General features: G+C 66.0%; 12 protein-coding genes. 3 read left to right on the top strand and 9 right to left on the bottom strand.

The genetic code is table 11. From position 1 onward, the window contains the following. Positions 1-22 precede the first annotated feature (22 nt). The 9 genes from mgtE to dusB all read right to left on the bottom strand — a co-directional run bounded on the left by mgtE (position 23) and on the right by dusB (position 12466). Entirely contained in the window at positions 23-1393 is a 1371-nt protein-coding gene (mgtE, locus tag JQ573_RS28780; RefSeq protein WP_212314494.1) for a magnesium transporter, read from the bottom strand. Between the two features lie 158 nt (positions 1394-1551). Beyond that, positions 1552-2727 carry an FAD-dependent oxidoreductase gene (locus JQ573_RS28775; protein WP_212314495.1) on the bottom strand — a complete coding sequence of 392 codons (1176 nt, stop codon included), beginning with the start codon at positions 2725-2727 and terminating at the stop codon, positions 1552-1554. Between the two features lie 44 nt (positions 2728-2771). Continuing rightward, complete coding sequence (hflX, locus tag JQ573_RS28770) at positions 2772-4166, bottom strand: GTPase HflX (protein WP_409334704.1); 1395 nt, start codon at positions 4164-4166, stop codon at positions 2772-2774. Between the two features lie 11 nt (positions 4167-4177). After that, positions 4178-4426 (bottom strand): RNA chaperone Hfq, encoded by a 249-nt coding sequence (gene hfq / locus JQ573_RS28765; protein ID WP_006020546.1) that lies wholly within the window; start codon positions 4424-4426, stop codon positions 4178-4180. Positions 4427-4812: 386 nt separating this feature from the next. Further along, entirely contained in the window at positions 4813-6183 is a 1371-nt protein-coding gene (locus JQ573_RS28760) for a sigma-54 dependent transcriptional regulator (RefSeq protein ID WP_028331957.1), read from the bottom strand. A 17-nt stretch (positions 6184-6200) separates the two neighbouring features. Next, the gene (locus tag JQ573_RS28755; protein WP_212314500.1) at positions 6201-8669 is read right to left on the bottom strand and encodes a PAS domain-containing sensor histidine kinase; all 2469 of its coding nucleotides are present in this window, start codon (positions 8667-8669) and stop codon (positions 6201-6203) included. Positions 8670-8849: 180 nt separating this feature from the next. Then, a complete protein-coding gene (gene ntrC, locus JQ573_RS28750; RefSeq protein WP_029084144.1) occupies positions 8850-10292 on the bottom strand; it encodes a nitrogen regulation protein NR(I) in 1443 nt (480 codons plus the stop codon). A gap of 9 nt (positions 10293-10301) precedes the next feature. After that, positions 10302-11468, bottom strand: a complete 1167-nt coding sequence (locus JQ573_RS28745; RefSeq protein ID WP_092114488.1) for a nitrogen regulation protein NR(II) — start codon at positions 11466-11468, stop codon at positions 10302-10304. Next, positions 11465-12466 (bottom strand): tRNA dihydrouridine synthase DusB, encoded by a 1002-nt coding sequence (gene dusB, locus JQ573_RS28740; protein ID WP_212314502.1) that lies wholly within the window; start codon positions 12464-12466, stop codon positions 11465-11467. Before dusB ends, JQ573_RS28745 begins: the two co-directional genes overlap by 4 nt. Before the next feature lie 285 nt (positions 12467-12751). On the opposite strand from dusB, the gene JQ573_RS28735 reads away from it, so the two are divergent. The 3 genes from JQ573_RS28735 (at position 12752) to JQ573_RS28725 (ending at position 15108) form a co-directional block, all read left to right on the top strand. Then, positions 12752-13948 (top strand): bifunctional 2-C-methyl-D-erythritol 4-phosphate cytidylyltransferase/2-C-methyl-D-erythritol 2,4-cyclodiphosphate synthase, encoded by a 1197-nt coding sequence (locus JQ573_RS28735; protein WP_212314504.1) that lies wholly within the window; start codon positions 12752-12754, stop codon positions 13946-13948. A gap of 1 nt (position 13949) precedes the next feature. Next, positions 13950-14549, top strand: a complete 600-nt coding sequence (locus JQ573_RS28730) for a CinA family protein (RefSeq protein ID WP_212314506.1) — start codon at positions 13950-13952, stop codon at positions 14547-14549. A 172-nt stretch (positions 14550-14721) separates the two neighbouring features. After that, on the top strand, positions 14722-15108 hold the full coding sequence (locus tag JQ573_RS28725; RefSeq protein ID WP_212314508.1) for a BA14K family protein: 387 nt from the start codon (positions 14722-14724) through the stop codon (positions 15106-15108). The last annotated feature ends 20 nt before the right edge of the window (positions 15109-15128 follow it).

Raw genomic sequence — 15128 nt, 5'->3', positions numbered from 1 at the left:
GACTCGTGGCGGTGGACACGCCCTATAACAGCGTCCCGTGCAGGATCACGGCAGCAACGCCGAAATAGATCACGAGGCCGGTGACATCGACCAGCGTCGCGACGAACGGCGCGGACGCGCTGGCCGGATCGAAGCCGATGCGCTTGAGGATGAACGGCAGCATCGATCCGGACAGCGAGCCGAAGGTGACGATGCCGACCAGCGCGGCGCCGACGGTGATGGCCACCAGCATCCAATGCGGGCCGTAGTCGAACAGGCCAAGCGTCTGCCAGAGCGTGATCCTGACGATGCCGATCAAGCCCAGGATGGCGCCGAGCACGATACCGGTCGGCAGTTCGCGCATGGCGACACGCCACCAGTCGCGCAGCCGCACCTCGTGCAACGCCAGCGAGCGGATCAGGAGCGAGGTGGCCTGGGAGCCGGAATTGCCGCCGGAGCTCATGATCAGCGGGATGAACAGCGTCAGGACGATCGCCTTCTCGAGTTCGCTCTGGTACGACTGCATCGCGGTTGCGGTCAGCATTTCCGAGAGGAACAGCGCGCACAGCCAGCCGCCGCGCTTCTTGATCATTTCGAGGAAGCCGATCCGCAGATAAGGCTCGTCGATCGCTTCCATGCCGCCGAACTTCTGGGCGTCCTCGGTCGATTCCTCGACGATGGCGTCGATGACGTCGTCGACCGTGACGATGCCGAGGATATGGCCGGGGCCGTCGACGACGGCGACCGCGAGCAGATCGTAGCGCGAGATCAGCCGCGCCGCCTCCATGCGGTCGGCCTCCGGCGAAATCATCAGCGGCTTCCGCGCCGGTGCTGCGGTGAGCACATTGGCATGCGGATCGGCCGAGATCAGGCGGCGCAGCGGCACCGCCTGGATCAGGGTCTTCTTGACCGGGTCGATCACGAAGATCGAATAGACGGTCTCGCGGGTGCGCTCGACCATCCGGATGTGATGCAGGACCTCGGCGATGGTCCAGTTCGAGGGCACGCTGACGAATTCGGTCGTCATGATGCTGCCGGCGCTGCGCTCGGGATAGGCCAGCAGCCCCGAGATGACGTTACGGGTATCCGGATTGAGGCCGTTCAGCAGCGTGGTGCGCAGCGGCTCGACCAGTTCCTTGAAGATGTCGGCGGCGCGGTCGTCGGAGACGCCCGACAGCAGCGACACTGCCGCGTCCTTCGGCAGCTCGGCCAGGATCTCGCAGGTATTGTCGAGCCCGGGCAGGTCGAGCACCTCGATCGCCTTCTCGGCCGGCAGCGATTGCAGCAGCTTCGCCGCATCCGCCGGCTCCCGGGCATTGAGGGCATCGACGATCTCGGGCGCCCGCACATGGGCGAGATCCCCGTTCTGGCCGGCGAGCGTGTCGTGGGTGATGGTTTCGCTGGTGTCCTGCATCGATCGGCCTCGGCTTTGCGTCCAGCAGCGCAATGAACCAAGGCGGCGCAGAATTCAAACAGAAAGTGCGGCGGCACGTCGCAGGCGCGGTCGACTGAGCCCGCGTCACGGCGCCGTCACATTTCGGGAGATTGCGCGGTGCCGTGCCGGAGGGCCGATCAGGCCCGGCTGAACAGTTTCGCGGCGTCGTCCACCGCCTGGCGCGCGGCGGCGAGATCCGGCGTTTCGTTGTCGTCGTTGAAGCCGAAATAGTCGTTTTCACCGACCGGCTGGACGACGATGCCATCGCGCCGCCCGAGGACGCTGAGGTTGCGGTAGAAGACGCCGTAATTCACATCCGGCTGGGGAATGAGCCAGGCGATCTGGCCGCGCACCGGAACGATGCTCTCGTCACGAAACAGCGCACGAGCGCCGTAGCCGGTGCAGTTGACAATGACGGTTTCGCGGATCTTCGAAAGATCGGACGGCGCCTGCAATTCGATCGGCACGAACAGCCCGCCGGCGCGCTGAAACTCCGCTTCGAGCTGACGGTAGAGATCCGTGACGTTGTAGGTGAGCGAAGCGCTTTTCCACGCGTACGGCGCGGGAAACGGATTCGATCCGGCGGCCAGCAAATCCCATCGCGGCGTGAGCGACCTGATCCGGCCGCGCAATTCGAGGAATTTCTTCGAGCCGTCGCCCGAGGCATGCTGGCGCCTGTGCGGACGGCCGTCGGCGTCGGGTGCATCGTCGGACAGCAAATAGCGATCGGTCCATTCGATCGGATTGCCGGCAAGGCCGAGATAGCTTTGATGGGTCGCAAAGGTCGTGCGCGCCATCCGCTCCCAGCGGTCGGCAAAGTCCGGTGCGACGTCTGCTTCCATCGCGATACGCGAGTCCGGCGACCAGTCCCCGGTCGCACGCGCCGAGCGCACCTGCGGAAATCGCTCCTTGGCGTAGATCGTGACGGTCGCGCCCATCCTCTGGGCGGTGATCGCCGTCGTCAGACCGATCGCGCCGGCGCCAAGGACGGCAATGTTGCGCGCGCTCAATTGCAGGGCGAGCGGCACGGCCTCCTGCGCGGCGCCCCAGGACAGCGACCAGCCGCTACCGCCGTGTCCGTAATTGTGGACGACATATTTGCTGTCGATCCATTCCGCTTCGATGCGCGGACCGGCAGCGCGGAACGGACGCAGACATACCGTGACACGAAACATGCGGTCCGGACGCGCGAGAACCGGCCGGAGCGCAGGCGCGTCGACGAAAGCAGCGTTGTCGGCAACGCCACGCGTTGATATCCCTGCGACCGCAGCGCTCGCCAGGCCGCCGCCGAGAAATGCTCGACGATTGAACATCGATCCCACTTCGATCCCCCTTGCCGCCACGGACTTCCGGGACGTTACGTCCCGTGCGGCAGAGCATCGAATCGTGACATGACGATGTCGCGCTTGGTCTCGTCGACCCGCACCGTCATGTCGAAGCGCTCGCCATTGAGCTCCTTGTTCAGGACCTCGGCATTGCGATGCAGCCAGCTGATGCCGGCGCCGTCGGAGGCATCGATCGAAAGATTGAGCGTGATGCGCTTGGCCGCGAGGCGATCCTCGATCGCGGTCAAGAGCTCCTCGATCCCCTCGCCGGTCACGGCCGAGACCAGGAAGCACGGGCGCTCCGGCGGCCGGCGCGCGGCGATGTTGCGCAGATTGTCCCGCTCCTCCGGATCGAAGCGATCGATCTTGTTCCAGACCTCGATGATGCGCTGGCCGCCGTCGGCGTCGGGATCGATGCCGAGCTGGTGCAGCACCGCCTCGACGTCGCGCTCCTGCGCCTCCGCATCCTCATGGGAGATGTCGCGGACATGCAGGATGATGTCGGCTTCCAGCACCTCCTCCAGCGTGGCACGGAACGCGGCCACCAGCTGGGTCGGCAGATTGGAGATGAAGCCGACCGTGTCCGACAGCATCGCTTTGCCGCCATGCGGCAGGTTGAGCGCGCGCAGGGTCGGGTCGAGCGTCGCAAACAGCATGTCGGCGGCCTGCACGTCGGCGCGCGTCAGCCGATTGAACAGGGTCGATTTGCCGGCATTGGTGTAGCCGACCAGCGCGACGACGCGGTACGGCACGCGCTGGCGTCCGGCGCGATGCAACCGCCGCGTCGCCTGCACCTTCTTGAGCTCGTTCTCGAGCCGCGTGATGCGGTCGCCAATCAGGCGGCGGTCGGCCTCGATCTGGGTCTCGCCCGGGCCGCCCATGAAGCCGAAGCCGCCGCGCTGGCGCTCGAGATGGGTCCACGATCGCACCAGGCGGCTGCGCTGGTAATTGAGATGGGCAAGCTCGACCTGCAACGCGCCTTCCTTGGTCTTGGCGCGGCGGCCGAAGATTTCCAGGATCAGGCCGGTGCGGTCGAGCACCTTGGTGCTCCAGGCCTTCTCGAGGTTGCGCTGCTGGATCGGCGACAACGCGCAATCCATCACCACGAGCTCGACCTTGTCGCCAGCGACGAGGCCGTTGATCTCCTCGACCTTACCCTTGCCCAGATAGGTCGCGGGCCGGATCTGGCTGATCGGCGCGACGACGGATTCCACCACGGTGAGGTCGATCGCACCGGCGAGGCCAGCGGCTTCCCCGATCCGCGCTTCGTAGTCGCGGACAGACGAATCCGTTTGCGCATCGCCGTCGCCACGGCGCATGCGCAGGTACGGGCCGATGACAACCACCCGCCCGGTGCTCAAGTCCCCCGCCGACCCGGGCCTAGACTTGGTCCGGTCGACGCCCCCTTCAGGATTGAAGGGTTCCAATCAGTTCACTCTCAAGCCGGTGCGTCCTCACCACCTTCGAACAGCTGAATCGGAGCGCCGGGCATGATGGTCGAGATCGCGTGCTTGTAGACAAGCTGCGAGTGACCGTCGCGCCGCAGCAGCAAGCAGAAATTGTCGAACCATGTGACAATGCCCTGCAGCTTTACCCCGTTGACCAGAAATATCGTCAGTGGCGTTTTTGTTTTACGAACGTGATTAAGGAAGGTGTCTTGTAGATTTTGTGCGCGGTCTGCCGCCATTGTTTTTGTCCCGCAAGCTTGTGCTTCTTTTTCTTGAACCGGTTGCGGCTCTCTGACGGAGCCTCCTCCGGCTGCCCGCCTGCCCTGAGATCCCCCTCTGGCAGGCGTAGCGGTAGGATTAGAGGCCACGCGCGGTTTTTAGGCAAGCCGGTTCGCGCAGCAGTCGGTAGGAACACGGTGGCCATTCTAAGAAAGCGCAGGGAAAGAGACGAATATTCTCGCAGGGAGTGATAAATCCCCCGGTTGTACCGACCCGGCCCTCGCCTCGCTCAGCGGCCCGCCCGGACCCGAGCCTGGCCTGCTTCCCCCGGCGGGTGACCGCCGAGACTTCGCGCCAGGCTACCGGCGAGTGCCGGCCCTGGCGTATTGGGTCAGGCGTTTCGGGGTCAGCCGACCCCGAGCGCCTTCAGCTTGCGATGCAGCGCTGAGCGTTCCATGCCGACGAACTCCGCGGTGCGCGAGATGTTGCCGGAGAAGCGGCTGATCTGGGCGATCAGATAATCGCGCTCGAACACCTCGCGCGCCTCGCGCAGCGGCAAGCCCATGATGTGCTCGCCATTGTTGGAGGTCGGCATCGCCGGCACCATGGAGCCGACGTCCTGCGGCAGCATATCGGCGGTGATGATCGCCTCCGGCCCGCCGCCGGCCAGGATCATCACGCGCTCGACGTTGTTGCGGAGCTGGCGGACGTTGCCCGGCCAGACATGCGACTGCAGCACGGCCATCGCGTCTTGCCCGATCTGCCGCTTCGGCAGGCCGGTGGCCGCCGAAATCTGGTCCATGAAATAGTCGATCAGCTCGGGGATGTCCTCGCGGCGCTCCGACAGCGGCGGCACCCGGATCGGCACCACCGAGAGGCGATGATAGAGATCCTCGCGGAAACGGCCCGCAGCGATCTCCTCCTCCAGGTTGCGCGCGGTCGAGGAGATGATGCGGACGTCGACATGGACCTTGCCGGTGCCGCCCTGGCGCTGGAAGGTCTGATCGACCAGCACGCGCAGGATCTTGTTCTGCGTCTCGCGCGGCATGTCCGCGATCTCGTCGATGAACAGCGTGCCGCCATGCGCCTCCTCGAGCGCGCCGGCCTTGCGCTGCTGCTCGCCGTTCGATCCCTCGATGCCGAACAGCTCGATCTCCATGCGCTCGGGCGTGATCGCGGCCGCATTGATCACCACGAACGGCCCTTCGGCGCGCCCGGACGCATGATGCAGCGTGCGCGCGGCGAGTTCCTTGCCGGCGCCGGAGGGACCGACGATCAGGATGCGGCTGTTGGCCTTGGCGGCGCGGTCGATGGTCTGGCGCAGCTGGTTCATGCAGGCCGAGCGGCCGGTCAGGACGCTCGCCGCCGGCGCCAGTTGCTTGAGCTCCTTCACCTCGCGCTTGAGCCGCGATGTCTCCAGCGCCCGCGTCGCCACCAGGATCAGCCGGTCAGACTTGAACGGCTTCTCGATGAAGTCATAGGCGCCGCGCTTGATCGCCGCGACGGCGGTTTCGATGTTGCCGTGGCCGGAGATCATCACGACCGGCAGATCGGCATTGTCCTTCTTGATCTGCTCGAGCAGTTGCAGGCCGTCGAGCTTGGAGCCCTGCAGCCAGATGTCGAGGAAGACCAGGTTCGGGCGGCGGTTGGCGATCTCGGCAAGCGCCGAATCGCTGTCGCGCGCGGTACGCGTGGAAAACCCCTCATCGTCCAGGATACCCGCAACGAGGTCACGAATGTCAGCTTCGTCGTCGACAATCAGAATGTCACTTGCCATGGGTTACACCTGCGTTGTCAGTCGCCCGTCGCGGCTTTGATTCTTGGCTGTTGGCTTCTTGGCTCTTGTGCATTTGGCTCTTGGTTATTTGGTTCTTGCTGGTCGGGTTCTTGGATTGGTTGTTGGATTTTTGGTTCATTGTTGGTCGCCTGTGCCGGGCCGTTGGTCGGCTCTTGCGGCGGATTTTTTTCGCCGACGGGGTCGGATGATTTCGCGTCCGGCTTTTGTTCCTTGTTCTCCGGCTTGTTCTCCGGCTTGGCCGCCTGGCCCGTGACGGAAAAGCGCAGCCGCATCCAGGCCCCGCGCTGGCCCTCACGAAAATCCGACGCGTCCTTGAGCTCGATGCGGCCGCCATGGTCTTCGAGAACACGGCCGACGATCGCGAGTCCAAGACCGGTGCCCTTCGCCCGCGTCGTAACATAGGGCTCGAGCAGCCGCGAACGGGCAACCTTGGGCAGGCCGATGCCGTTGTCGACGACGTCGATCAGGATGTCGTCACCCTCGCGCTGCGCCACGACGTCGATGCGGCCCTTGCCGAGCTCCTCGCGTGGGACCTGCTCGATCGCCTCGGTCGCGTTCTTGATGATGTTGGTCAGCGCCTGCGAGATCAGCCTGCGGTCGAACTGTGCCGGCAGCGGCGCCTGCTTGATGTCGGCCTCGATGTCGAGATCGGGATGCGCGACCTTCATCAGGAACACGGCCTGACGCACCACGTCGGCGACGTCCTCGCCTTCCATCACCGGCTTCGGCATCCGCGCGAAGCGCGAGAACTCGTCGACCATGCGCCTGATGTCGTCGACCTGGCGCACGATGGTGTCGGTGCACTGCTCGAAGATCGACTTGTCCTTCTCCTCGGTGATGGTCTTGCCGAACTTGCGGCGGATCCGCTCTGCGGAGAGCTGGATCGGGGTCAGCGGGTTCTTGATCTCGTGGGCGATGCGGCGGGCGACATCGCCCCAGGCCGAGGTGCGCTGCGCGGAGACCAGTTCGGTGATGTCGTCGAGCGTGATGATGTAGCTGTCGCGCGACTGGCTGGTCTGCTCGGCCGAGACGCGAACCGACAGATTGCGCTCATTGCCGTCTCGCAGGATCGTGACCTGCCCCTGCACCAGGCGCTGGGTGCCCTCGCGCGCGGTCTTCATCATCTCGTCGAGCTCGGGCAGCACGTCCGAGAGCGGATGGCCGAGCGTCTCCGACTCGGCATGCCCGATCAGCTTCTCCGCCGACCGGTTGAGGACGCCGATGGTGCCCGACGCGTCGACCCCGATGATCCCGGCGCTGGCCGACGACAGCACCGCCTCGATGAAGCGGCGGCGGCTGTCGATGGTCTCGCTGGCGTCGACCAGCTCGTTGCGCTGGGTGCGCAGCTCCTGGGTCATCTTGTTGAAGATTTCGCCGAGCATCGCGAGGTCGCTTGCCGATTTGTGGACCGGCACCTGGACATTGAGGTTGCCGGTCGAGACCTCGCTCGCGGCGCCCATCAGCTGGCGGATCGGCGACACCAGCCCGTTGGCGAAATTCAGGCCGATCAGCACCGAAGCCATCAGGATGGTCAGCGCGATCACCGCGAACATCAGCGCGAACGCGACCTGGATGCCGAGCCGGCGCGTCTCGAGCTGGGCATACTCGGCGGCACTGGTCTGGGTCTGCTTGAGCTGGGCGACGACGGCCGGATCGAGCAGACGCGCCACGTACAGGAACATGTCGTCATAGGCCCGCAGCCGGACCACGGAGGCGACGTAGTTCTCCGGGAAGACCGAAATCTTCGGCTCGGTCTCGTTGATGTCCTTGAGGATGTCGGGTGGCGGTGCTTCATAGTTGAAGCGAACGCCGGTTTCAGCGCTGGCGACGATCTTGCCGTCCTTGTCCATCAGCACCGCGACCGGCAGGTTGCGCGCCTCGGCGCCGGCGGTCAGGAGTTGCAGGAACGTCATGCGATCCTGATCGTAGAGCGGCCGCGCGTGGGCAAGGTCGTTGGCCATCGCCAGCGTGTCGCCGTTGATGAGTTGCGCGTGCTCCTGCATGTAGGCGCTGGCGATCGTCAGCGAGTTCTGGATCACCTGCTTGGTGGGGCCCGAGAACAGCCGGTCGAGGCCGCGCTCGATGGTGACGTTGGCGACGATCGACACCAGCACGGCGGGCAGCACGGCGATCACCGAGAACAGGCCGACGATCTGGACATGCAGCCGTGCCGCCGCCCGGCCCCGCCGTCTCGCCTGCACCATCTGCCAGACTTCCCGGACGATGATGCCGACCAGCAGCAGGATCGTGGCGGCGTTAATCATCAGGAAGGAGCGGACGACGTCTGAGGTCGGCTCGATCGGGGTCAGGCCGGTCAGCACCACGAAGGTGAGGAAGCCAGACAGCAGCGCAATCGCCACGGCGAACGGCGCCAGCCAGCGTCGCAGCGGGAAGCCCCGCGCCTCTGCAGTGGGCTCGGCCGGGGGCGCGTGTAAAGTTGAAGCGGTGGTGTCTGCGCTGGTCATACCGGCAATTGAGCTGAGAGCGATCGCCCGCGGGAATTGCGAACTGATGCAATCATATCACAATGTTGCCGAATTGCGACATTTCCGCGGCGCAAACCGCGGTGCGGCGCCGTGTCCCTCAAAACCATTTGTGACTACTCAAAAACGGTTGCGAGGCTCGCGCCCCGCCCCGTCTCAGCCCTAGCCGCCGCTCCGGTAGACTTGGATATCGAGGTCGCGGATCTTCTTGCGCAGCGTATTGCGGTTCAATCCGAGCAGGTCGGCAGCCCGGATCTGGTTGCCGCGGGTCGCCGCCAGCGCAGCTGTCAGGAGCGGGATCTCGATCTCCTTGAGGATGCGGTGGTAGAGGCCCGGCGGCGGCACCCCGTTCGGGAAGCCGGAGAAGTGCGAGGACAGATAGGCCTCCACGGCACCGCCGAGATTGTCGACGCCGACGGTCGCGGTGCTGCCCGAGGTGACGGCCGGCGGCGCCAGCTCGCCGTCGATGACAGAAGCGGTGATGACGTCCTGCGGATAGAGCGCGGCGAGCCGCCGGGCGAGATTTTCCAGCTCGCGGACGTTACCCGGCCAGCGGTGCTGCTTCAGCCGCTCCAACGCCTGGGTGTCGAGCTTCTTCGGCGGCAGACCGTCCTTCTCGGCGAGCGAGAAGAAGTGCCGGATCAGGTCGGGCAGATCCTCGATGCGCTCGCGCAGCGGCGGCAGCCGCAGCGGCACCACGTTGAGGCGGAAGAACAGATCTTCGCGGAACAGGCCCTGCTGGATCAGGATGCGCAGATCCTTGTTGGAGGCCGCGACGATGCGCACGTCGGTCTTGATCGGGGTGCGGCCGCCGACGGTGGTGTACTCGCCCTGCTGCAGCACGCGGAGCAGACGGGTCTGCGCCTCCATCGGCATGTCGCCGATCTCGTCGAGGAACAGCGTGCCGCCCTCGGCTTGCTCGAAGCGGCCGGAGGCGCGGGTGTTGGCGCCAGTGAAGGCGCCGCGCTCATGGCCGAACAATTCGGACTCGATGAGATCGCGCGGGATCGCCGCCATGTTGACCGCGACGAACGGGCCGTTGCGGCGCCGGCCGTAGTCGTGCAGCGCGCGCGCCACGAGCTCCTTGCCGGTGCCTGACTCGCCCGAGATCATCACGGTCAGATCGGTCTGCATCAGCCGCGCCAGCACGCGGTAGATCTCCTGCATCGCCGGCGAGCGGCCGACCAGCGGGATCGAGTCGAACTCGCCGTCGTCGGCGGGACTGGAGACCCGCTCCTTCGGCTCGGCGAGCGCGCGGCCGACGATGGTGATCAGCTCCTTCAGGTCGAACGGCTTCGGCAGATATTCGTAGGCGCCGCGCTCGGAGGCGCGGATCGCCGTCATGAAGGTGTTCTGCGCGCTCATCACGATGACAGGCAGGTTCGGCCGCATCTTCTTGATCCGCGGCAGCAGATCGAACGCGTTCTCGTCGGGCATCACCACGTCGGTGATGACGAGATCGCCCTCGCCCTGGCTGACCCAGCGCCACAGCGTGGCGGCGTTACCGGTCAGGCGCACCTCATAGCCGGCGCGCGACAGCGCCTGGTTCAGGACGGTCCGGATGGCGGTGTCGTCGTCAGCGACAAGTATGCTACCTGCAGGCATTGTTGTTCCTCATCGTGAGGCAGGCGAGGACGTACCCGGAACGTCATCGCGGTTGCTGTGATCGTGTTGCTTGGCGGCGCTGTACATCGGCATCAGCACGCGGAAGGTGGTCTTACGCGGCTGCGACTCGCATTCGATGATGCCGCCGTGATCGCCGACGATCTTGGCGACCAGCGCGAGGCCGAGTCCGCTGCCGGTCTGCTTGGTGGTGACGAAGGGATCGAACAGGTTCGGCAACAGGTCTTCCGGCACGCCTGAGCCGTTGTCCTTGACGCAGAATTCCAGCGGCAGCGAGACCCGCGATTTCTTGCCGGGCACTGACAGCCGCACACCAGGCCGGAACGCCGTGGTGAGGTGGATCTCCGCATCGGTGCCGAGATCGGCAACCGCTTCGGCGGCGTTCTTCACGAGGTTGAGGAAGACCTGGATCAACTGGTCCTGGTTGGCCAGCACCGGCGGAAGCGACGGATCATAGTCCTCGATGAAACGGACGTTGCGGGCGAAGCCCGATTGCGCGAGGCGCTTCACATGGTCGAGCACCGAATGGATGTTGACCGGGCCGCGCGCCACCGGACGGTCGTCGCCGAACACTTCCATGCGGTCGACCAGCGTCACGATGCGGTCTGCCTCGTCGCAGATCAGCCGCGTCAGCAGCCGATCCTCCGAGGAAGCCTGCTGCTCGAGGAGCTGCGCGGCGCCGCGGATGCCGGACAGCGGATTCTTGATCTCATGGGCAAGCATCGCGGCCAGCGCGATCACCGAGCGCGCCGCGCTGCGATGGGTGAGCTGGCGATCCATCTTGTCGGCGATGGTGCGCTCCTGCAGCATCACCACGATATGTCCGGGCCGCTCGGTCAGCGGCGCGACGTGCAGGTCGACCTGACGATCGCCGCCGATCCGCGGCGTGCCGAGATCGACCTTGTATTCGTTGACCGGCGAGCCGCTCGCCCGCACCTGCTCGATCAGCGCGAGCAGCGGACTGCCGAACGGCACCAGCTCCTTCAGCGACTGCCGGCGCAAGAACTGCGTCGAGATCTCGAAGAAGGATTCGGCGGCGATGTTGGCATCGACGATCCGTCCGTCGGGTGCGACCAGCAGCACCGGATTGGGCAGCGCGTTGAGGATGGCCTCGCCGTCGGTGGGCACGGGTCGGCGAAATTCCATGGCTGACGTCATGCGGCAGCACTCCAGGCAAAGTCGTCATAGGCGTCCTCGAGCGCGCGATGCACGCTGGACGGCTGCTCCGAGGTCAGGATCGCCTGCCGCCAGGTCTTCAACGTTGCCGCCGGCGCGCAGCTATAGGCCGCAGCAGTCTCCAGCGCCCAGCCGAGATGCTTGCGCGCATGCCTGAGCCCGATACGCAGGCCATAGTGGCTGCAGACCTCGTCATAGAGCGCGCGAACATGCTTGAGTTGCTCGGCGAGCGACGGCGCAGCCTCGGCGACCCCGGTCTCGAGCCGGCGACCGATCTGGCCGGGCAGCCAGGGCTGGCCCTGCGCGCCGCGGCCGATCATGACGGCGTCGGCGCCCGACATCTCCAGCGCGTCGAGCGCCCTGTCGAACGAGGTGATATCGCCGTTGACCACGACCGGGATCGTGACGGCGTCCTTGACCGCGCGCACCGCGTTCCAGTTGGCCTCGCCCTTGTAGAACTGGCAGCGGGTGCGGCCATGCACGGAGATCATCTGCACGCCTGATGCCTCGGCGCGGCGCGCCAGTTCGGGCGCATTGAGCGAGCGATCGTCCCAGCCTAGTCGCATCTTCAGCGTCACCGGCACCTTGACCGCCGACAGCGTCGCCTCGATCAGCGTTACCGCGTGGTCGAGGTCGCGCATCAGGGCCGAGCCGGACTGGCCGCCGGTCACGTGGCGCGCCGGGCAGCCCATGTTGATATCGATGATGTCAGCGCCCGCGCCCTCGGCGATCCGCGCGCCCTCCGCCATCCAGTGGGTCTCGCAGCCGGCGAGCTGGACCACATGCGGCCCGATCCCGGCTGCCTCACAACGCAGCTTCGACATCGGCTTGCCGTTCACCAGATCGTCGCTGGCGGTCATCTCGGAGACCACCAGCCCGGCGCCCAAGGTGGCGGCGAGTCGCCGGAAGGGCGCGTCGGTGATGCCGGACATGGGCGCGAGGAGAACCCGGTTGGCGACAGCAATATCGCCTATCTTCAATGGGTTACGAGGAGTACTTTGCACGCCGGTCACAGCCGTCTCGTCGTTCTGTCAGCCACGCCATTGCAGCCGACGCCATCTATTCTGCGCACAATTCTTGTGCAGTCAAGGCTCATGCCTACGGTTTAGACATTCCTAGCACCTGTGCAAGTGCACTGCAACAAAATCTGCTTTTCCCACAGTCATCGGCAAACGCTCTGTTTTTGCGCAGCTGTCGTGCTAAGGGCTGTGCGCGGCGGTCCCCGCCGCTCCCCTCATCCCTGATTCGCCTGTCACTGGTTCAACATGTCGAAGCCTGAGCGTACCGCAGCCATCCTTGTCGCAGCCGGCCGTGGACTGCGCGCCGGCGCAGGCGGACCAAAGCAGTACCGGACGATCGGCGGACAGACGGTGATCTACCGCGCCATGGAGGCGTTCTCCGGACACCCCGACGTGTTTGCGGTGCAGCCGGTGGTCAATCCCGATGATGCCGCGCTGTTCGATGAAGCGGTGGCTGGCCTCCGCCATCAACCGCCGACGCCGGGCGGCGCGACCCGGCAGGCCTCGGTCCATGCCGGGCTCGAGGCGCTCGCCAGCGCGAAGCCCGATATCGTGCTGATCCACGATGCCGCGCGCCCCTTCGTCACCGCGGCCGTGATCTCGCGCGCGATCGCCGCGGCCGGCCGGACCGGCGCTGCGATCCCCGTGATTCCCGTCACCGACACGATCAAGGTCACCGGCGATGCCGGCGATGTCGAGGCGACGCCGGAGCGCGCCCGCTTGCGGATCGCGCAGACGCCCCAGGCATTTCGTTTCGACGTAATATTGGAGGCGCATCGTCGTGCCGCGCGCGAGGGCCGCAGCGATTTCACCGACGATGCCGCGCTGGCTGAATGGGCGGGATTGACCGTTGCGACGTTTGAAGGCGATGCTGCCAACATGAAACTCACCACCCCCGAAGATTTCGTGCGCGAGGAAGCGCGGCTCGCAAGCCAGCTCGGCGACATCAGGACCGGCACCGGTTACGACGTGCACGCCTTTGGCGACGGCGACCATGTCATGATCTGCGGCGTCCGCGTGCCGCACACGAAGGGATTCCTGGCCCATTCCGACGGCGATGTCGGGCTGCATGCGCTGGTCGACGCGATCCTCGGCGCGCTGGCCGACGGCGACATCGGCTCGCACTTCCCGCCGAGCGACGCCAAGTGGAAGGGCGCCTCCTCCGACCAGTTCCTGAAATATGCCGTTGAGCGCGTCACCGCGCGCGGCGGGCGGATCGCCAATCTCGAGGTGACGCTGATCTGCGAGCGGCCGAAGATCGGCCCGCTGCGCGACACCATGCGGGCGAAGATCGCGGAGATCTCCGGCGTCCACATCTCGCGCGTGGCGGTCAAGGCGACCACCAGCGAGCGGCTCGGCTTCACCGGCCGCGAGGAAGGCATCGCGGCGACCGCGAGCGCCACGGTCCGCCTGCCTTGGGATGAAAAAGGCTGGGGTGCCTGACATGGGCGGCAGCGACGCTCGTGCCCTCTCCCGCGCGCTGCTCGACCTGTGCCGGATGCGCAAGCTGACCATCGCGACCGCCGAGTCCTGCACCGGGGGCCTGGTCGCGGGCGCGCTCACCGATATCCCCGGCTCTTCCGACGTGATCGACCGCGGCTTCGTCACCTATTCGAACGAGGCCAAGCGGGCGATGCTCGGCGTCAAGGCGGCAACGCTGGAGACGTTCGGCGCGGTGAGCAAGGAAACCGCGACCGCGATGGCGATCGGCGCACTGGAAAAGGCCGGCGTCGACCTTGCGGTCTCGATCACCGGGATCGCGGGCCCCGGCGGCGCGACGCCGGGCAAGCCGGTCGGCCTGGTGCACTTAGCCGTCGCCGCGCGCGACGGCCGCATCGTTCATCGGGAGCAACGATTTGGCGCGATCGGCCGCAGCACGGTGCGGCAACGCTCGGTGGTCGAGGCGCTCCGCATGCTGATCGAGCTCGCGCGGCCGCCGCAGGCCGCAAAGCCGCGCCGCGAGGCTGCCAGCCGATTGCGGCCGCGCGTGGCCCGGTCGCCGCGAAGCCATGCCGCGAAGCGCCGGCGGCCGCCACGCGGATAGGCCTACGCAAGTCGCATCGCGCGAAGGCCAACCTCACACACCCCTGTGTCAACTGCGACCCAGTGCCGCCTATCTCAGGTGGAACTGCGACGTCGCTTCGCCGTTTTCTATTGTTCCAACTCTGCTGTTTGAATTGTTTGTCCAAACAGCAAAATCCCACAACAAGGAGAAAATGATGAAGTTGGGAACTTTGGTCGTGGCCGCAATCACCTCAGGCGCCATGACGCTTTCAACTATTGCCCCCTCGTTCGCCGCACCGCTCGCGCCCGCGCGATTGCAGGACCAGCCGATCTCCGTCGAGCAGGTGCAGTATCGTCACTGGCATGGCGGCCCGCGTCACGGTTACCGCGGCGGCTACTACGGTCATCGCCATGGCGGTGGTGGAAACGGTGCTGCGATCATCGGCGGGCTTGCAGCCGGCGCGATCATCGGCGGCGCCATCGCGGCGAGCCAGGCCAAGGCCAACAACGACGCCTATTGCTCCCAGCGCTTCCGCACCTACGACCCGGCTTCGGGCACCTACATCGCGTCCGGCGGCGTGCGTCGTTCCTGCCCGTAAGTCCACGCATCACCCGTCAT

Source organism: Bradyrhizobium sp. AUGA SZCCT0105 (genome assembly GCF_018129565.1).
Lineage (GTDB): Bacteria > Pseudomonadota > Alphaproteobacteria > Rhizobiales > Xanthobacteraceae > Bradyrhizobium.
This window is presented reverse-complemented; position numbering and strand designations above follow the sequence as displayed.